Consider the following 18460-nt stretch of genomic DNA (forward strand, 5'->3'; position numbering starts at 1 on the left):
GGAGGCGGGGCCCGTCACACGCATGTGCGGATAAGGCCTCCGTGTACCCGCTGATCATGGACGAAAGCCCCCCGGACGAGTGACAACGCTCAAGGATTGCCATGATCGGCCGAGGGGAGGAATTGCGGTGCGAGGGGACGCCGGAGGGAGCGCTCGGACGGGGAAGCCGGGCGAGGCGGTGGAGGGGCCGGGAGGGAACGGAGGGGATGGAGGGGACGGGAGGGACGGAGGGGACAGGGAGGGAACGGGGAGGCGAAAGGGCCCGCTGCACGGGGAGCAGCGGGCCCTTCGCATCGTTCCTGGAAGCGCGTTCCCCGGGCCCAGAAGCGTTCCGGGCCCGGGGGGCGCGTTCCTCAGGCCTGGGCGACGAAGACGTGCTGGGCGATGTCCTTGCCCAGCTCCGCCGCGTTCTCCCCGGTGCCGACCAGCACACCGGCGACGCCGGCGCTGACCCGCACGGTGGAGCCCGGCCGGATCCCGGCCCGGCGCAGCGTGCGCATCAGCTCGCCGTCGGTCTGGATCGGCTCGCCGATCCGGCGGACCACCACGCTGGCACCGCCGTCGCCCGGCTTGACGGTGTCCAGCGGGACGAGCGCGGCGTCGAAGCCCTCGCCCTCGGCCTTGGCGTCGCCCAGCTCGTCCAGGCCCGGGATCGGGTTGCCGTACGGGGACTGGGTCGGGTGGCCGAGCATGGCGAGCACCTTGCGCTCGACCGTCTCGCTCATCACGTGCTCCCAGCGGCAGGCCTCCTCGTGGACCTGCTCCCACTCCAGGCCGATCACGTCGACGAGCAGGCACTCGGCGATGCGGTGCTTGCGCATGACGCGTACGGCGAGCCGGCGCCCGTCATCGGTCAGTTCGAGGTGGCGGTCTCCCGCGACCTGCAACAACCCGTCGCGCTCCATCCGGCCGACCGTCTGGCTGACCGTCGGGCCGCTCTGCTCCAGTCGCTCGGCGATCCGGGCGCGCATCGGGACGATGCCTTCCTCCTCCAGCTCCAGGATGGTGCGAAGGTACATCTCAGTGGTGTCGATCAGCCCAGACATCGCCGCTGGCTCCGTTCCTCGGTGTCCTCACCGCCAATTCTGACGTACTGCACCGACAACCGGGCCCGCGCAAGGGCCCCGGGTCCCGGTTTTCGTTCCTGTTGACAGCGGTGCCGCCGGGGCGCCACGGTGCTCGCCGTAGCTTTCTCCACTGGCGGCCCGGACCCTCCCGGCCCGCCCCACCCGGCCGGCGCCCCCACCGGCAGAGAGCGAAGGCAACAGATGAACGACCTGGTCGGCCGGTACTTCGACGCCGCGATCGCCCATCTCCAGCGGGTCCGGGAGGAGGAGGCCGACGCCATCGAGGCCGCCGCGGCGCTGCTCGCCGAGGCGATCGCCGAGGGCCGCCGGGTGTTCACCTTCGGTGCCGGGCACTCCGCGCTGCCGGCCCAGGACGTGGTCTACCGGGCCGGCGGGCTGGTCCCGATGAACCTGCTGAACGTCCCCGGGATGGCGGGGGTGACGGTGATGCCCGCGCCGCTGTCCAGCGCGCTGGAGCGGGTGTCCGGCCTGGCCACCACCACCCTGGACCTGACCCCGGCCGCCTCCGGCGACCTGCTGTTCGTGATCTCGCTGTCCGGCCGCCAGGTGATGCCGGTCGAGCTGGCCCGGTACGCCCGGGACCGCGGTCTGAAGGTGATCGGCGTGACGTCGCTGGCGTACCCGGGCGAGGTGCCCCCGGCGCACCCGTCCGGCACGTACCTGAAGGACAACTGCGACGTGGTGCTGGACAGCAAGATCGCGGTCGGGGACGGCGAGCTGACCCACCCGGCCGCCGAGACCACCTTCGGCCCGGTCTCCACCATCGTGACCAGTGCGCTCATGCAGGCCGTGGTCGCCTCGGCGGTCGGCCGGCTGGCCGACGCGGCGGCCGACGGCACCACCGCGGCCCCGCCGCTGTTCCGCTCCGGCAACGTCCCCGGCGGCACCGAGTGGAACGCCAAGCAGATGGCCGACAACGCCGACCGGATCCTCTACACCTACTGACGCCCACCGGTCGCGCCCGCGGGTGCCGCCGGTCCACGCAGGGTGTCCGCCCGCCCACCGAACGTACCCGGGCCGGACAATCCACCGGGGCATCCCGGCCATTGCGGGCGGCCCGGGGGTGGGCCAGGCGTACCGGGAAGCCGCCCGGGGCAGGAGAGCGGTGCGACCGGAGCGACGGGTGGGGGCCGAACATGGCGTCTGGGGCGGGACGGACGGGGTGGATGCGCGAGCGGGAGCTGCTGCCCGGGTTCTTCTGGGCCGCCGACGCGGCCTCGCTACGCGGCCAGCGGCGTTCGGTGCTGCTCTCCGCCTGGGAGCTGCTCCTGCTGGTGGTCGCCGCCGCGACCGGCTCGGCCGACGGCGAGCCGTGGGCCTGGCCGGCGGCCGCCGCCTACCTCGGCGCGATCGTCCTCGCGGTGGTGATCAGCCGGCAGAACCCGCAGGGGCTCTGGTACGAGGGCCGGGCCGCCGCCGAGTCGGTCAAGACGCTGGCCTGGAAGTTCGCCGTCCGGGCGGACGCCTACCAGCCGCCGCCGCACACCCTGCCGGACGCGGAGGGCCTGTACCGCGTCCAGCTCGGCGGGGTGCTGGGCGCCTTCCGGGACGGCCGGGTGGTCGCACCGGGCGCCGGGGCGGAGCTCGCCGGGATCACGGCGGCGATGCGCGACCTGCGCGAGCAGCCGCTCGCGGTGCGGCGCGAGGTGTACCTGCGGGAGCGGATCCAGGTGCAGCACGACTGGTACCGCGCCAAGTCCCGGTACTGCGCCCGGGCCGGGGCCCTGGCGGGGGTGCTGGGCGTGGTGCTCCCGGCGCTCGGGCTGGTGCTCGCGGTGCTGCGGGCGCTCGGCGCGTTCACCTACGACGCGCTGGGCACCGTCTCGGCGGTGGCCGCCTCGATCACCGCGTGGGCGCAGCTGCGCCAGTACCGCCCGCTGGCCGCCGCGTACGGACTGGCCGCCGACGAGCTGGAGCTCATCCGGTGCCAACTGGCCCGGCTGGACGTGGAGTCGGCGGATGCCGAGGAGCTCTGGGCCCGGCTGGCCCGGGACGCCGAGGACGCGGTCTCCCGCGAGCACACCACCTGGCAGGCCCGCCGGGAGATCCGCACCACCACCGACCGGGACCACTGAGGAGGCCGCAGGTGTCGTTACGGATGGTCAAGGCCCCGGACGGTCGCGCCCTCGCCGTCGAATCCCTGGGCGACCCGCGCGGCCGCCCGGTGTTCCTGCTGCACGGCATGCCCGGCAGCCGGGTGGGCCCGCACCCGCGCAGCACCGTGCTGTACCGGCTGGGGGTGCGGCTGATCTCCTACGACCGGCCGGGCTACGGCGACTCGACCCGGCAGTTCGGCCGCCGGGTGAGCGCGGCGGCGGCCGACGTGCGGGCCATCGCGGACGACCTCAAGCTGGACGGCTTCGCGGTGCTCGGCCGCTCCGGCGGCGGCCCGCACGCGCTGGCCTGCGCGGCGCTGCTGCCGCAGCGGGTCAGCCGGGTGGCGGTGCTGGTCGGCCTGGCGCCGCGCAACGCGGCCGGCCTGGACTGGTACGCCGGGATGACCCCGTCGAACGTGCACGCCTACCAGGAGGCCGAGCGCGGGCACGGCCGGATCGCCGACGCGATGGAGTTCCGCTCCCGGCAGATCAAGGACGACCCGGTCCGGCTGCTGAACGGGCTGCGGCCCGAACTGTCGCCCGCCGACCGGGAGGTGGTGGCCGACAACGGGCTGCGGCGGATGCTGCAGAGCAACTACCGGGAGGCGTTCCGGCACGGCGCGGACGGCTGGATCGACGACGTGCTGGCGTTCACCGCCGACTGGGGGTTCAAGGTCGAGGACATCGCGGTGCCGAGCTGGCTGTGGCACGGCACCGACGACCAGTTCTCCCCGGTCGAGCACTCCCGCTGGCTGGGCGACCACATCCCCGGCGCCGAGCTCTTCCTGGAGCCCGGCGCAGCGCACTTCGGCGCGTTCCGGGTGCTGACCACCGCCCTGGCCTGGGCGGCGGGCTGAGGCCTCAGGCTGTCATGAGGCCTCAGGCTGTCACCGGGGTGACCGGCGCTCCCCCGCCCAGCACGGCCAGGACGTTGTCCACCGCCAGGCCGCCCATCGCCTGCCGGGTGGCGACGGTGGCACTGCCCAGGTGCGGGGCCAGGACGGCGCGTTCCTGGGCGAGCAGCGCGGGCGGGACGGCCGGCTCGTGCTCGAAGTTGTCCACGGCGGCGGCGAACAGCGCGCCGGACTCCAGCGCGGCGGCCAGCGCCTCCTCGTCCACCACTCCGGCGGTCATGCTGACCACCACCGCCCCGCGCGGCAGCAGGGCGAGGCGGCGGGCGTCCAGCAGGTGCCGGGTGGCGGCGCTGAGCGGGGCGGTGACGACCAGCACCGTGGAGTGGGCGAGCAGGTCCTCCAGCGGCCGCCAGGTGGCGCCGTCGGCCTGCTCGGGCGGCAGCTCGCGGCGGTTGTGGTAGCTGACCGGCATGTCGAAGGCGCGGGCCCGGCGGGCCACCGCCTGCCCGATCCGGCCCATGCCGAGCACGCCCAGCGGGGTGCCGGCCAGCTCCATGCCGAGCAGGAAGTTCGGCGCCCAGGTCCAGGGACTGCCGGAGCGCAGCAGGCGCTCGCCCTCGCCGAGGCGGCGGGTGGCGGCCAGCAGCAGCGCCCAGGCCATGTCGGCGGTGGCGGTGGTGAGCACGCCAGGGGTGTTGGAGACCAGCACGCCGCGGTCGGCGCAGGCGGCCAGGTCGATGTTGTGGTGCCCGACGGCGTGGTTGGCGACGATCTCCAGGGACGGCCCGGCCGCGTCCAGGAACTCGCCGTCGACCCGGTCGTCCAGGGTGGTGAGCACGGCGCGGCGGCCGCGGACGGCGGCCAGCAGGTCGGCCCGGGCCATCGCCTGGTCGGAGTCGTGGCAGGTGACGGCGTGGCGCGCGGTGAGCCGTTCGATCACCCCGGGCGCGAGGCGCCGGGTGACCAGGACCGGGGGCGGGGTCTGCTTGCTCATGGTCCCGCAGCGTACCCGCCGCCCCCGGCCGGAGGCCGTGCTCTCACCGGTGCCTGCACCGCCGCTCACACCGCCGCCTGCACCGCCGCTTACACCGGCTGCGGCTCCAGGTCCCGGTTGATCCGCTTCCAGCCGCGCGCCGCGACCGTGTTGGGGTGCTCCTCGCCGAACTGGCGGATCAGCTCGCCGATCGCGCGGGCCCGCAGTTCGGCGGCCTGGGTGTGCCGGCCGGCCGAGCGCAGGGTGATCGACAGGTTGGCCTCGCAGGCGACGGCGTCCGGGTGCCGGGGCGTGTAGCGCTCGCACAGGCCCTGGTAGGCGGCCCGGCCGAGTTCCTCGGCGAGGCCGATCTGGCCGTCGTCGCCGTAGGCGTTGGCCAGGTTGATCACCGCGTTGAGGGTGTACGGGTGGTCCGGCCCGACGGAGTCGGTCAGCCCTTCGACGGTGAGCCGGCCGCGTTCGATGGCGCCCTGGATGTCGCCGCTGCCGCGCAGGTAGATGCCGAGGTTGTTGGCGCAGGCCAGGGTGAAGGGGTGTTCGTCGCCGAACAGGCGGCGGTGGCCTTCGAAGACGGTGGAGCAGAGGTCGCGGGCGGCCTCCTTGTCGCCGGAGGCGCTGTGGTCGGCGGCCAGGTTGAGCGCGCAGGCGAGCGCGTCGGGGGCGTCGGCGCCGTAGCGCTCCAGGTAGCGCTCGTAGGTCTCCTTGGTGATCCGGCGGGCTTCGGCGAGCGCGCCGATGCGGCGCAGCGAGACGGCCAGGGACTTGGCGTTGCGCAGGTTCTCCGGCAGGTCAGGGTCGAGGACGTCGCCGAGGTCGGAGGTGACTTCCTGGAGCAGGTCCACCGAGCCGCGGTAGTCGCCGAGTTCGCGCAGGTCGCGGGCGAGGTTGGACTTGGTGGAGAGGGTGTAGGGGTGCCGGGGGCCGAGGACGGCGGTGCGCCGGTCGAGGGTTTCCTGGTCGAGTTCGCGGGCGGCCTCGCTGTTGCCGACGAGCCGGTAGTCGATGGCCAGGTTGTTGGCCATGGAGAGCGTGCGCGGGTTGTCGTCGCCGAACAACTCGCGGAACTGGTCGAGGATTTCGCGGTCGAGGTCGAGTGCGGCCTGGAACCGGCCGAGTGCCCGGCGGTCGGCGCCGAGGGAGCCGGCCGTCATCAGGGTGTACGGGTGGTGCTCGCCGAGCAGGGCCCGCTGGCGTTCCAGGGTGTCCTCGTCCAGGGCCAGGGCTTCGGCGTAGTTGCCCTGGGAGCGCAGCACGTTGGCGAGTTGGAAGCGCAGCAGCAGGGTCTGCCGGTCGTTCTCGCCGAGCTTGTTGGTCCACTCGGTGTCGAGGGCGTGGCCGAGGTCGCGGGCGCGGTCGAGTTCGCCGCGCTTCCAGAGGTAGCGGACGCGGTCGATGAGCAGTTGGCGGGTGTCCGCCTCGTCGCAGTTGTGCGCCTTGGAGGGCGACAGGTGCGGCCAGATCTCGTCGAAGGCGGGCCAGTTGGCGGGGTCGTCGGTGTCGCCGAGGACGGGCCGGGCGCCGGTGAGGATGCGATGCACCTCGTGGACGGCGATCTCCTGTTCGTCGTCGGTCATCTCGGCCCGGATCACCGCCTGGACGAGCCGGTGCACCTGGAAGCTGTTGCTGCCGGCGTCGACCTTGGCCAGCGCGTACCGGCCGATCGCCTGGATCACCTTGCCCAGCATGAACTTGTCGCTGAGGTCGGCGTCGTACTTCACCAGCGCCCGGATCATCTGGTCGCTGTAGAAGAGGTTCATCGAGATCGGCTCGGGTGCGAAGAACGCGCAGAGCTGCAACAGCCGGACGGCGGCCGGGGACTGCTGGCGCAGCCGGCCGATGGACACGTTCCAGGTCGCGCCGACCGGGGTCGGGTAGTCGGCGGGGCGGGCGACGGCCAGCGCGCGGGCCGCCTCGGCGTGCAGTTGGGCGACGTAGGTCTCCACCGGGGTGCCGGTGGTGTCCAGCCAGGCGGCCGCGACCTCGACGGCGAGCGGCAGGTCGCCGACCGCTTCGGCGACCCGGTCGGCGTCCGGGCGGGACAGGCCGCGGGCGCGCCGGCACAGGTGTTCGACGCTCTCGCCGCGGGTGAAGACGTCCACCTCCAGCGCCTCGGCGTGCCCGGTCCAGGCCTGGTTGCGGGAGGTGACCAGGATGTGGCCGGAGCCGCCGGGGAAGAAGCGGCGGATCTCGGCCGGTTCGTCGGCGTTGTCGAAGATCAGCAGCCAGCGCGAGGTGGGCACGCCGCGGCGCAGCGCCTCCCGGGCGGCCTCGGCGGCTTCGGTGACGGAGTCGCCCACACGCAGGCCGAGCCGGCGGGCGAGGTCGGCGAGGGCGGGGGCGACGAGTTCGGTCTGTTCGGCGTCGATCCACCAGACCAGGTCGTAGTCGGACATGAACCGGTGCGCGTACTCCAGCGCGACCTGGGTCTTGCCGACGCCGCCGAGCCCGTACAGCGTCTGGGGGGTGGGCAGGACGGCCGCCATGCCGCCGCGCAGTTGGTTGCGCAACTGCTCCAGGACGGCGGCGCGGCCGGTGAAGGAGGGGTTGCGCGGCGGGACGTCCCACACGGTCGGCTTGCTGCCGGGGAAGCGCGGTCCGCTGCCGTTGGGCTCGGTCAGGGCGACGTCGCCGCGGCCGAGGGCGCGCAGCAGGGTCTGGACGGACTGCGTCTCGTCGCGGCCGACGAGGTCGACGGGGTTGCGGTTGCTGAAGGGCGCGGTGAGCCTGACGTCGCCGACGCGGACGGGGACGAGCTGGCGCCGGGTGCCGGCGGGGTCGGAGTTGACCACGGACTCCCACAGCGCCCGGGCCTGCGGGGAGCGCTGGTAGGCGGGCGAGAGCACGGCGACGGTCCGGTAGGCGGCGTCGATGCCGCGTTCGGTCTCCTCGCGCGGGTCGGTGCCGGCGCTGAGGTCGCGGGGCAGCACCCGGAAGCCGGCCCGGGTGAGCACGGACTCGATCCAGTCCGCCCACATCCGGTCCTCGGGGACGTAGGAGAGGTAGAGGTCGGCGGGGACGGACGGGCGGCGGCGGGTGAACGCGTCCACGTAGCGCAGCCGCAGTTCCTCGTCCATGACCGGCAGGGAGGTGACCTTGCGCTGGGTGATCATCGCGGTGAGGCGCTCGCAGGCGGCGAGCATCGAGGTGGGGGTGCCGGTCTGGTCGCCGAAGGTGGCGAGGATCTCCTCGTAGGCGTAGAACGGCCGGTAAGGGATCTCCACCGACCCCCAGTAGGAGGCGAGTTCCTCGCCGTTGAGGCCGGCCGGCAGCCCGTCGAAGCGGACCCGGGCGAGGGAGCGGCCGGCGTCGGCCTTCTCCTTCTCGCCCTCGTCGATGCGCATCGGGACGGGCAGGATGCGGATGCCGCGCTCGCGGTAGCGGTCGTGGATGTGCTGGGCGATCCGGGAGGCGCCGTCGATGGACTGGTCGCTCAGGGTGAAGCAGACCACCAGGTCGTCGGGCATCTGGACGGTGCAGATCTCGGCGATGTCGGACAGGCCGGTGCGCGAATCGATGAGCACGTAGTCGTACCGCTTGCTCATGTCGGCCTTGAGGGCGTCGAAGAACTGCCCGCCGTCGAAGCGGTCGTAGAAGATGTCCCAGTCCAGGTGGGTGACGGCCTCGGAGTAGTCCCGGTTGAACTGGCCGGCGGACAGGAAGTCCAGGCTGCCCCCGGTCGGGAACAGCGGCCAGGACAGCGACAGCGCGTGCGGGTGCACCCTGGCGAAGTCCAGGTGCCAGCCCTCGGCGTGCTCGACCGGGCGCAGGGCCTCCTCGCGGTACTCGGCGATCAGGTCCATCATCCCGGTCGTGCCGGCCAGCGAGGCCGGGTCGAGGAAGGGGTGGAAGAACTTGGCCAGGCCCGGCGCCTCCAGGTCCCAGTCCACGGTGAGCACCCGGTAGCCGTTGGCGGCCAGGATCCAGGCGGTGTTGGCGAGCGCCATGGTGCGCCCGGTGCCGCCCTTGTAGGAGTAGAAGGTGATGATCCGGCCGTTGCGGTCCTGCTCCACGGACCGTCGTTCGGCCTCCCGCTGGGCGGCCAGTTCGGCCACGGTGAGGCCCCCGACGCGGAAGTTCCTGGTGGGGTTCTCGCTCATCTGGGTCGTCCTCCCAAGGGCGCCATCCCGTCATCGGGGTCATCGCCGTCGTCACGGTCTGGGTGGTCGTCGGGTCCGGAGCCGTCCTGCCCGAAGGGGGCGTCGCGGCCGAACGGGGCCGCGCCCGGGCCGCGCCGGAACGCGTCCCGCAGGTTCGGGCGGGGCGGCGGCGGATCCTCCGGCTCGGCCCTGGTCCGGCCCTCGAAGGCGTACTTGGCCTTCATCGCGGCCCGGGGCAGCGCGTCGTCGAAGTCCTCCAGGGTGTTCAGCCCGGTCGGGCCGCTCACCCCGAGGAAGCTGGGGCGGCTCGCCCGCCGGGTGATGCGCAACGCCTGGTCGCTCAACTCGCCGAGGTCGCCGCCGCGTTCCTCGCACTCGGGGTCCTCGGTGTTCCACGGCTCCAGGACGCTCACCCAGGTGGCGTCCGAGCGGTCGAAGCGGCGGACGAGCTCCCGGCGGTCCGGATCGCGCAGCGCCCACCGGTCGAGCAGGAGCAGGCCGGGGGCGGCCGCCTCCCCCTCGATGATCGACTCGACCTCGTCGTCGAACTCGTGCACGGTCGGCTGGAACCCCAACTGCCGGGCCAGCCGCACCGCGTGCTGGGCGATCGGCGAGCCGGCCGGGCGATAGGGGTGCCAGTCGGTGCGCCGGGAGCCGTAGAAGTCGGGATTGCGGTCGGGCGGCAACTCGCCCTGGTGGTAGGAGAGTACGGAGATCCGCAGCTGCTTGGTCGGCGCGCTCACGTTGAAGGCGCTGGGCAGCCCGTTGAAGTCCAGCCGCCGCCCGACCGGGATCACCGTCTCCTCCGCCACCTGCACGATCCGCGCCGCCAGCCGGTGCACGGCCAGCTCGTAGGCGGAGCGGAAGTAGGTGAGCTTCATCAGCGCGTACAGGCCCTCGGTGGCGTAGTCCGGCCCGAAACTGGCGTGGTTGAACTGGAGTTCACTGGCGACCTTGGGCAGCCGGTAGCGGCTCATCGGCGCCCACAGCACCGGCACGATGCCGCTGGTGCGCTCCGCGTCGATCGTCGCCGGGTACACCGGGCGGCGGGTGAAGGCGTGCCACTCCTGCCCGCACGGGACGCTGTTGAAGTACCGGGGCGAGTACAGCGGCACGAACACCCGGCACGTCGCAAGCTCCTCCGACAGCCGCTCCGCCCACAACTCCCCCTGGTGCATGGACTCGTCCATGAAGCCGACCGGCACCCCGGCCGGGACCGTGGTCAGCTGCAGCACCGCCTCGCACAGGTCCCGGTACAGCTGGCGGACCCAGTGGTTCGGATCACCGGCGCCGCGCGTGCCGGCCTTCGGGGTGTGCGCGTAGGAGAGGAAGAAGTACGGCCGGGCATCATCCTCGTCCCAGCCACGGTCGTTCACACGCGCCTCCCCCGGGCCCGTCGGCAACCTGGTTCCCGCAGCCCCCGTGCGGCGGGGTCTCAGTGTAGGAACGAGTGAGGACCCAAGGGAATAGCACAACGAGTCGCACGAATTGACATGACCGAAACGACACGGCTGTGCGCCCGCTTATCGTGGCTCCCGGGGCCTGCTCCAGCGCGCCCGACACGGAGTACAGGGAAGGTAGCCATGGACCACCTCAACTGGCAGAAGCCGAGCTTCAGCGGTGACCAGGCGGACTGCATCGAGATCGCCTCCGAGGGCGACTTCGTCTACCTCCGCGAGTCCGACAATCCCGGCCACATCGTCACCACCACCCGCACCAAGCTCAACGCCTGGCTCCTCGGCGCCAAGGCCGGCGAGTTCGACCACTTCATCGCCTGACCTCCACGGCCGGGCATGGCGCGGGCCCGCCTGGAGAAGGCGGACCCGCGTGCCATGCATGGCACCTATGTCCGATCCCGTCGATCCCGCAGCCGCTCGGACCGGGCCTGACACACACCGCCGACGGCGGCCGCCAGCAGGATCAGAACCAGCATGCCCGTCACGCCCGGCCCCGCCGGCGCTTGAACTCGCGCAGCAGGGCCAGCAGGTTGATCAAGGTGCTGGCCGGGATGTTGCCGATGGAGACGAGCGCCCGGCCGTTCAGATCGGCCTCTCCGGACTGGGCGGACGGCCAGAGGAGACCGAACTCGCGCCCCTCCGTGCGGAGATCGACGATCAGTTCGGTGACCTGCCGGCCGGTGAGCTGCCGCAGGGCCGGGTCGGCGGGGTGGATCGGGTGGTGGGCGATCACGCGGCGCCGTCCAGCTCGAACCAGACGCGCTTGCCGAGCTTCTGCGGCTCCGCACCCCAGCGGTGCATGAGCCCCTCCACCAGCATCAACCCCCGCCCGGACTGGGCGAACGGATCGGACTTCCGCTGCTCGGGCAGCACGGGACTGCGGTCCGCGACGGTGACGCGAAGCGTCCCGTGGACGACGGCGACCAGGACGACGGGCGCGGCGGTCAACCCGTGCCGCCAGGCGTTCACCACCAGCTCCACGAGCGCGAGTTCGGCGTCCCCGATGGAGGAGTCGGGGTACCCGGCGCGCGCCATGGTGTCGCGCAACGCCTCGCGAGAGACGGTGAGGGAGGGGGAGTTGAGGTTGGGGTCACACATGGGGAATCTCCCAGCGGTGCAAAGTGATTGGTGAGTGGACTGTAGACGAATACCCCTCAAGTCTGCAATACACTCCGAACATGCACGTACACTCTGCGTAGATGAAGATCGCGGGAAGGGCATGCCCATGGGGTTCAGGACTGGTATCAGCGAACGACAGCGCCGCTTCGGCGAGGAGCTTCGCCGTGTTCGAGACGCCGCAGGCATCTCGGCCCTGGAGATCGGCGAGGCCCTGGGCGTCAAAGGTCCAAACATCAGCCACACCGAAGCTGGCAGGCTCGGCCTCAATCTTGAGCGCTTGAACGCCTGGCTCGACATCTGCAGCGTCGCGGACCCGGAGTACCGAGCCGGCCTCGTCGCCATGAGCGAGAGCTCGGGGAAGGGCTGGTGGACCGAGTTCAAGCACCACGTGACACGCAGTTCACTCGACCTCGCCGAGGCGGAGGCGAGCGCCACGGCCTTGGACAGCTACGAGTCTCTCCTCATTCCCGGACTCTTGCAGACCAAGGCCTACGGCGAGGTCATCCAGGGGTACAACGAGAAGAAGGTCGAGTTCCGCCAAGAACGCCACAGGGTGCTGGCAGGCAAGAACGCGCCTCCGTTCCGTGCTGTGATCCACGAGGCCGCCTTGCACATGATGTACGGGGGCCCAACGGTCATGCGCGATCAGCTGAATCATCTGATCGAGATGAGCAGTCTTCCGAACGTGACGATTCAGATCCTCCCGTTCGACTGCACCACATACGCTTCGAACGACACTCCGTTCATGCTCATCCGTGGCGCGCACAACCGGCTTGACACAGTTCTGCTCGAACACCCACATGGGTCGGACTTCGTGGGAGATCCCGAGGTCGTGACAACATTTGACCGGAAGTTCGATCGGCTCAGGGGTTTGGCCCTTCCACCCCTGCTTGCCGCGACGTCCGCACCATCGTCAGGCCATCGCGACTCGTTGGGCTTGATCCAGCACATCCGCTACAAGGTCCAGGGAAGATAGCCATGCACCAGCTCAACTGGCAGAAGTCCAGCTTCAGCAGCGACCAGGCGAACTGTGTCGAAATCGCTTCTTCAGGTGAGCTGGTCTACATCCGCGAGTCCGACGACCCCGCCCACATCGTCACCACCACCCGCGCCAAGCTCAACGCCTGGCTCCTCGGCGCCAAGGCCGGCGAGTTCGACCACTTCACCGTCTGACCCACACAGCGCCGAAGGGCGGCTCCCGCGAACTCGCGGGAGCCGCCCTTCCCCCAGGTACCGCCGTCACACTGCGGCAGGCCTCGGGACGATCCAGAGCTCGGCCGGGCCGCTTATGATCACGGACTCCAGGCGGGCCGGCGTCGGGCTGGCCGGGTCCAGGGCGCTGCCGGGGTAGGCGCCGAAGAGGCCTTCCAGAGCCACTTCGGCCTCCAGCCGGGCCAGGGGTGCGCCGAGGCAGAAGTGCGGGCCGTAGCCGAAGGACAGGTGCTCCTTGTCGGGGCGGGTCGGGTCGAAGTCGTCCGGCCGGTCCGGGTGGACCTCCGGGTCCCGGCCGGCCGCGCCGAATCCGAGCAGGATCGGCTCGCCCTGCCGGATGACCACGCCGTCGCCGAGGTCGATGTCCTCCAGCGGGTAGCGGAGCGGGATGTGCATCACCGGGCTCTCGTGGCGCAGGGTCTCCTCGATGACGTCCTCCCACGCGAGGGTGCCCTCGCGGACCTGGGCCAGGTAGCGGGGGTGGGTGAGGAGCGCCTGGACGGCGCTGGTGATGAGGTTGACCGCCGTCTCGTACCCGGCGCCGAGCATCAGGAAGAGCTCGTCGCGGGACTCCTCCTCGGCGCGGCCCGTGTCGCCGCCGGTGCTGACGGCGGCCACGTCGCTGGCGAGGTCGGGGCCGGGGTCGCGCCGTTTGAGCTCCAGCAGTTCGACCAGCACCACGTTGATCTCCGCCCGCGCGACCGTCATCTGCTCGGTCGTCGCCGTCGTCGTCAGCAGGGTGTCCATCGACCGGCCGATCTGCGGCCGCATGTCGGCGGGTACGCCGAAGAGGTCGCAGATCACCGTCATGGTGAGCGGGAGCGAGAGGGCCCGGCGGATGTCCACGGCCTCGCCGGGGGCGAGGTCACGGAACGCGCCGACCAGGGCGGCGGTCGTCGCCTCGATCCCGGGCCGCAGCGAGGACACCCGGCGGGGCGAGAACGAGGGCGCCATCCGTCGTCGCGCCGAGCGGTGTTCGTCGCCGTAGCGGTTGAAGAAGTTCTGCTGGAACGCGATCGGGCCCATCGGCCACCCCTCGGGCACCGCGGCCAGGCCGGGCCAGTGCTTGCGCGGGTCGCGGGAGACCCGCGGATCGCCGGTCAGGGCGCGGATCACCGAGCTGCGGGTCACGGACCAGGCGATGATGCCGCCGGGGAGTTCGACCCGCACGGCGGGCCCGGCGGCGCGGAGCTCCGCGTTCTGCTGGTGCAGGGCCCGGCCGGTCATGTCCAGCACCGGGCAGCCGTTGTCGTCTGGAGCCATGGCATTGCTCCTCAGGATCTCTCGGGGGCGCCCCCGGCAGTCCGTGTCCGGGGCCTGTGCTCCGTTCTAGAGCGGCACGGAGCGGTCGTCAACGGACCGCGACGGTGTTACCAGGATCATCCAGCCAGACGGACTGTGCCCCGTCTACACCGACGGTCACGCCGAACCGGCCCAGGTCCGGCCTCCCCTCCTCCCCCCACCACCACCGGCGGGCGCCCACGATCTCGTCCCACAGCCGGCGGGGCCCGCATTGCTGAACAGCGTCCTCGCCGTTCCACCTGGCGTAGCGAACCGAGGCCCACGATCCGGCACCGTCGGACAGTTGCATGCGAAAGGTGCCGCTGGGGTCGGCCTCGTCCCAGACGTGTTCGTACCGGACACCGGGCACTCGCAGGCCGATGGCGAAGGCTGCGTGCACGTCCTCCAACGCCAACTCCGGGTCCATTGCGGAAGGGCCCTGCCGGTAGTGGTCCGGCGCATCAGACAGCGGGCCGGTCACGGCATGCGGGCGCTGGGCTCGCATCCACATGAAGCTGACGTTGCCGACGAACCGGCCGTGCGACGCCTGGCCCCTCTCGCCGACCACCAGGCGCAGGAGCCCGGCATTGGCGTAGGAGGTGCCCCACGGGGTGACGATGACACCGCCGGGGCGGGTCTGCTCGATCCATGCCCAGGGCACCCTGCGGACGGCTGCGGTCGAGTGGATGCGGTCATAGGGAGCGGCGTGGGGCCACCCGGCCAACCCATCGCCCACCACACGGTTCGGCGCGAATCCAGCGGCCCCCAACCTCAGCGCCGCCTCTGCCGCCAGAACCGGATCCACCTCGACAGTGGTCACCTGCTCGTCACCGAGTCGGGCGCACAGCAGGGCACTTGTCCAACCGGTTCCGGTACCGACGTCGAGCACGGCATGCCCGTCGCTCACCTCCAGGTGACGAAGCATGTCCGCCACCAGGGACGGCATGGAGGCCGACGACGTCGCGGTGCCGGGCCCGCCACCGATCCCGTCGTCCACCTGCGTGACGACCACAGCGTCGGCGTCGACCAGCGCCCACCAGCCGTCCGGGTCGTCGCCACGGCTGATCCGCCGGTAGCCGGTCGGAGCGCCGCCGTCCGGGGCCCACACCTTCTCCGGCACGAAGGCAGAGCGCGGGGCACGCTCGAACGCGCCCCGCCACTCCTCGCCCAGCCCGGACATCAACTGTGCGAATTCCTCCATCAGTTGAAGCTCACTTCTTCGGCGGAGTGACGGGCTTGGTCCACTGGCCGTCCGACTCCTTCGGGGACTGCTTCTTGTCCCCGACCTCGCCGCCCTTGCCGTCTCCGTGCTCCCCCATGTCTGCGCTCCTTCCCGCCCGTCAGACCGGTCAGTCGGTGCCGGTGGCCACAGTGGCATCCAGCGACATCGACGGGCGAGAACACGCTAGGGGGATTCCTGCGAGAATTTCAACAATATTCCAGTGATCGACTAAAGATCTCCACGGAATGTCGCAGACCACTCGTAGAGCTGCCGCCTTGCGCAATCCCCGAACAACGCATTCATCTCATAGCGGGAAAAAACTTCAATATGCTCGGAGATGTCCCTGGGGTCCCGGAAAACTATGCGCCCAGTAAATATCTCCACCGTGGCCAACCGCTCATCGTAAATCGTGAAAGTGTTCATCGGGCCCTGCGGCAGGACAACCCCGTACGGAATCACGCCGATTCGGATATTGGGCAGGCGGGAAAGTGCGGCCAGACGCTCGATCTGAACCGACATGGCCATCGGACCGACCACCGCCCACTTGACGGCCTGCTCAGTCAGAAGGAACGTGAACGACTTGGACGTGTCATAGAGGACCGCCTGCCGCTCCAACTTCCGAGCCACCGCTTTGCCGATATCACCGGGCGAGTAGGCAAGACCGGCCCTGACGTACTCGGGCGTCGCCAGCAACCCCGTCACCATCGCCGGAAGGAAATACCGCAGGACGGAGGCGTCCTGCTCCAGCGCTGCGAGCTCCGCCTGCCGCTTCTCCAGCCCGCCCCTCCAGGACGCCCGGACCTCCTGCCACTGCGTATGAGCAACCCGCGCGAGCGATGAGATTTCCTCGGCTATCTCCGACGGTACGCCAAGCGCGAAAAGAATTCGCTCGACCTCTACAAGGGTCGGTATCTTCTTCCCCGTCTCAATCTTGCTGATCGTGCTCTGCGTCATGGCACAACGCACAGCGAGCCGGGCCCCCGTAAGGCCGGCTCGCTTGCGCAGCTCTCGCAGCTTCTTCCCCAGCTCGGACTTGGACTGTCCGAGCCGTTCCGGATCCAGAGACACTCAGCCGCTTGCTCTCACGTACTCCGAGAAAGGAACGGACTCGGATACGGCCAAGCGCTTCCACTCGACGAATCGGCTCGGGTCGCCGTCGAACACCTCGCGGCTGATCTGCGTCCCGTCCGGGCGGTAGTTCATCAGGACCACCCTGGACTCGTCGAACATCCAAAAATCCTGATCCGGTAGGCCCGGATTCTCGCGGCCGGTCAGGTCGAGAATCCGGATGTCCTCGCCGGCCGCGACGTTGTGGGCGTAGTGCGCGAACTCGAAGCGGAGATAGTCCGTCAGGGGTCGGGTGATCGCGTGGACGCGGCCGACGGTCCGACCGCTCTCACGGAAGCCCCTCACGCGCCTGGTCCAGGCCGCGGTGTCCTCCGCAGTGACCGGTCCACCCGCCAGGAAGCGCCGGATGGCGTCCTCTTCCTGCGGCATGGTGTAGACGGAACGGGTCTCCAGCCGCCAGGCATCGCTCGCCATGGCGTCGAAGTAGTCCCGCCAGTCCTTACCATCCAAGAGCACGGACGGCCTCCCTGAGAATGTGCTCGGGAATCTCCACCAGGCCCTCGCCTTCGGGCGCGGTGAAGCCGTCGAACAGGTCGCCCTGAACCACGAACGAGCCACGGTCGGTGGCATACACGTTCGGGCAGTCATCCCCGCCGCACTCCCCCGAGCCGCTGCCGTTGCCGTTGCCCGTCAGCCGCGTAAGCACCGGTTTCCCTGCCATGCCAACCTCCCACCCGCCGAACCCTGCTGGACCTTGCAGATACGAAGCTAGGGACACCTTGCAGGAGTGTCCATGCCGACTCGGCGATATTCCCGTGTTCGACTAATGATCTTGCCTTGGAGCCACCCACCACGTTTCGATCGCCCGGGAAGTCGACCCCGTCGGCATCCCGGGCGATCGCGACGAACAGCTCCGTCGCCACCGAACCTGCTGCGGGGGTTGCACAAGAAGTCGACTCCACCGACTTCTTACGCGGCACCGCACCCGCTGACCCGCATCCTGAGCGGCAGGCCTCACCATGCTGCCGCACTGCCGACACGTTCGACCATGTCCTCGCTGACGACTCCCGGTATGTTCCGGCAGCTCCTCAGAGCGAAGGCCCCAGGCAAGGTCCTTATCCCAGACCCGGAATATGCCCGATACTGCATGGACAGGCATCGAAGGCAGCCCTAGCGTCGTTGACGAGTTGGGAGGCATAGCGAGGTCAGCATGGCTGAGCCCCCGCAGCTACTGTCTCCTGCCAGCAAGTTCAACGGCCCACGCTGCGACGATGACGACTGCCCAACCGTGTACTCCACCGATCGCGGGACGTTCGCGGTCCAGAGCGACCACTTCACGGCCCTGAAGGCACCCATCGGGAGTCCGCCGTCGAGATTCCCCGACACGTTCTGAAGGAGGCCATCCGTGCTCCTGGATGGTGACCAGTGGCGCGCCCACTTCGACAGCTACCAGCACGAAGCGTTCCGGTTCGAGGCGCAGCCCGCCTACACCATGCCCAGGGAAGCAGAGAGCCTCGCCCGCTTCCTGCGCGGCGAGCCGAAGCCGATCGATCACAACGCGGCGTGGCACCGGAGGGTGCACGGCTTCGTCTCCTCGGGACGGAAGATCGGCCGCGTCCGGGTGGTGCGCCAACCCCTCACGGACTACCAGCGGTACCAGTTCGCCTGGGGTATCCCTGGCAACATCGCCGCCGGAGAAGACATCCGGATCCTGGACACCACTGAAGGGAACTTCGGTATCCCCGACCAGGACTGGTGGCTGTTCGATGACACCTCGGCAGTCCACCTGAACTTCCGACCTGACGGCACCCAGATCAACCGGGAGCTGGTCAGCGGCGACATGCGCCGCCACCGCGAGTGGAAAAGAATCGCCCTGGCTCACTCCGTGCCGTTTTCCGAATACCTGAAGTCGGCCCCACCAGCTTCTTGCGCAACACCCCATCCGTCGGCCCGCGTCCCAGGTGTCCTGGGG

General features: G+C 70.6%; 18 protein-coding genes. 7 read left to right on the forward strand and 11 right to left on the reverse strand.

The window, feature by feature from the left end; translation table 11 throughout:
- Positions 1-353: 353 nt before the first annotated feature.
- Positions 354-1046: a metal-dependent transcriptional regulator gene (locus ACFWPI_RS10690; RefSeq protein WP_063348173.1), complete on the reverse strand. Its 693-nt coding sequence runs from the start codon at positions 1044-1046 to the stop codon at positions 354-356.
- 222 nt (positions 1047-1268) lie between these two features.
- Between ACFWPI_RS10690 and ACFWPI_RS10695 the strand changes: the two genes are divergently transcribed.
- From ACFWPI_RS10695 to ACFWPI_RS10705, 3 genes are all read left to right on the forward strand, one after another.
- Complete coding sequence (locus tag ACFWPI_RS10695; RefSeq protein WP_063348174.1) at positions 1269-2033, forward strand: sugar isomerase domain-containing protein; 765 nt, start codon at positions 1269-1271, stop codon at positions 2031-2033.
- Between the two features lie 221 nt (positions 2034-2254).
- The gene (locus tag ACFWPI_RS10700) at positions 2255-3163 is read left to right on the forward strand and encodes a DUF4231 domain-containing protein (protein ID WP_380345149.1); all 909 of its coding nucleotides are present in this window, start codon (positions 2255-2257) and stop codon (positions 3161-3163) included.
- A gap of 23 nt (positions 3164-3186) precedes the next feature.
- Entirely contained in the window at positions 3187-4041 is an 855-nt protein-coding gene (locus ACFWPI_RS10705) for an alpha/beta fold hydrolase (protein ID WP_063348176.1), read from the forward strand.
- A gap of 22 nt (positions 4042-4063) precedes the next feature.
- On the opposite strand, the gene ACFWPI_RS10710 is transcribed toward ACFWPI_RS10705, so the two are convergent.
- From ACFWPI_RS10710 to ACFWPI_RS10720, 3 genes are all read right to left on the reverse strand, one after another.
- Positions 4064-5032, reverse strand: coding sequence for a 2-hydroxyacid dehydrogenase (locus ACFWPI_RS10710; protein ID WP_380373275.1), 969 nt, complete (start codon positions 5030-5032; stop codon positions 4064-4066).
- An 89-nt stretch (positions 5033-5121) separates the two neighbouring features.
- Positions 5122-9042, reverse strand: a complete 3921-nt coding sequence (gene fxsT / locus ACFWPI_RS10715) for an FxSxx-COOH system tetratricopeptide repeat protein (protein ID WP_380373307.1) — start codon at positions 9040-9042, stop codon at positions 5122-5124.
- A gap of 83 nt (positions 9043-9125) precedes the next feature.
- Positions 9126-10505, reverse strand: coding sequence for a TIR-like protein FxsC (locus tag ACFWPI_RS10720; protein WP_380373277.1), 1380 nt, complete (start codon positions 10503-10505; stop codon positions 9126-9128).
- A gap of 207 nt (positions 10506-10712) precedes the next feature.
- Here ACFWPI_RS10720 and ACFWPI_RS10725 point away from each other — a divergent pair, with 207 nt between their 5' ends.
- A complete protein-coding gene (locus tag ACFWPI_RS10725; protein WP_063348179.1) occupies positions 10713-10907 on the forward strand; it encodes a DUF397 domain-containing protein in 195 nt (64 codons plus the stop codon).
- 160 nt (positions 10908-11067) lie between these two features.
- Here ACFWPI_RS10725 and ACFWPI_RS10730 read toward each other — a convergent pair whose 3' ends face one another.
- Complete coding sequence (locus ACFWPI_RS10730; RefSeq protein WP_380373280.1) at positions 11068-11319, reverse strand: hypothetical protein; 252 nt, start codon at positions 11317-11319, stop codon at positions 11068-11070.
- The gene (locus tag ACFWPI_RS10735; protein ID WP_380373282.1) at positions 11316-11684 is read right to left on the reverse strand and encodes an ATP-binding protein; all 369 of its coding nucleotides are present in this window, start codon (positions 11682-11684) and stop codon (positions 11316-11318) included. Before ACFWPI_RS10735 ends, ACFWPI_RS10730 begins: the two co-directional genes overlap by 4 nt.
- Positions 11685-11811: 127 nt before the next feature.
- Here ACFWPI_RS10735 and ACFWPI_RS10740 point away from each other — a divergent pair, with 127 nt between their 5' ends.
- Both ACFWPI_RS10740 and ACFWPI_RS10745 read left to right on the forward strand, forming a co-directional pair.
- Positions 11812-12681 carry a helix-turn-helix domain-containing protein gene (locus ACFWPI_RS10740; protein ID WP_380373284.1) on the forward strand — a complete coding sequence of 290 codons (870 nt, stop codon included), beginning with the start codon at positions 11812-11814 and terminating at the stop codon, positions 12679-12681.
- 2 nt (positions 12682-12683) lie between these two features.
- The gene (locus ACFWPI_RS10745) at positions 12684-12878 is read left to right on the forward strand and encodes a DUF397 domain-containing protein (RefSeq protein ID WP_380373286.1); all 195 of its coding nucleotides are present in this window, start codon (positions 12684-12686) and stop codon (positions 12876-12878) included.
- A 66-nt stretch (positions 12879-12944) separates the two neighbouring features.
- Here ACFWPI_RS10745 and ACFWPI_RS10750 read toward each other — a convergent pair whose 3' ends face one another.
- The 5 genes from ACFWPI_RS10750 to ACFWPI_RS10770 form a co-directional block, all read right to left on the reverse strand.
- The gene (locus tag ACFWPI_RS10750; RefSeq protein ID WP_380373289.1) at positions 12945-14180 is read right to left on the reverse strand and encodes a cytochrome P450; all 1236 of its coding nucleotides are present in this window, start codon (positions 14178-14180) and stop codon (positions 12945-12947) included.
- A gap of 88 nt (positions 14181-14268) precedes the next feature.
- Entirely contained in the window at positions 14269-15399 is a 1131-nt protein-coding gene (locus tag ACFWPI_RS10755; RefSeq protein WP_380373292.1) for a methyltransferase domain-containing protein, read from the reverse strand.
- Between the two features lie 249 nt (positions 15400-15648).
- Positions 15649-16488, reverse strand: coding sequence for a helix-turn-helix domain-containing protein (locus ACFWPI_RS10760; RefSeq protein WP_380373294.1), 840 nt, complete (start codon positions 16486-16488; stop codon positions 15649-15651).
- The gene (locus ACFWPI_RS10765) at positions 16489-17004 is read right to left on the reverse strand and encodes a DUF6879 family protein (RefSeq protein WP_063348187.1); all 516 of its coding nucleotides are present in this window, start codon (positions 17002-17004) and stop codon (positions 16489-16491) included.
- Entirely contained in the window at positions 16988-17209 is a 222-nt protein-coding gene (locus ACFWPI_RS10770) for a hypothetical protein (RefSeq protein WP_380373296.1), read from the reverse strand. The genes ACFWPI_RS10765 and ACFWPI_RS10770 overlap by 17 nt, the downstream gene beginning before the upstream one ends.
- A 684-nt stretch (positions 17210-17893) precedes the next feature.
- Between ACFWPI_RS10770 and ACFWPI_RS10775 the strand changes: the two genes are divergently transcribed.
- Positions 17894-18460: DUF6879 family protein (locus ACFWPI_RS10775; RefSeq protein WP_380424726.1), on the forward strand; the 567-nt coding region annotated here is incomplete at its 3' end.

This window comes from Kitasatospora sp. NPDC058492 (genome assembly GCF_042720685.1).
In the GTDB taxonomy this organism is placed as follows: domain Bacteria; phylum Actinomycetota; class Actinomycetes; order Streptomycetales; family Streptomycetaceae; genus Kitasatospora.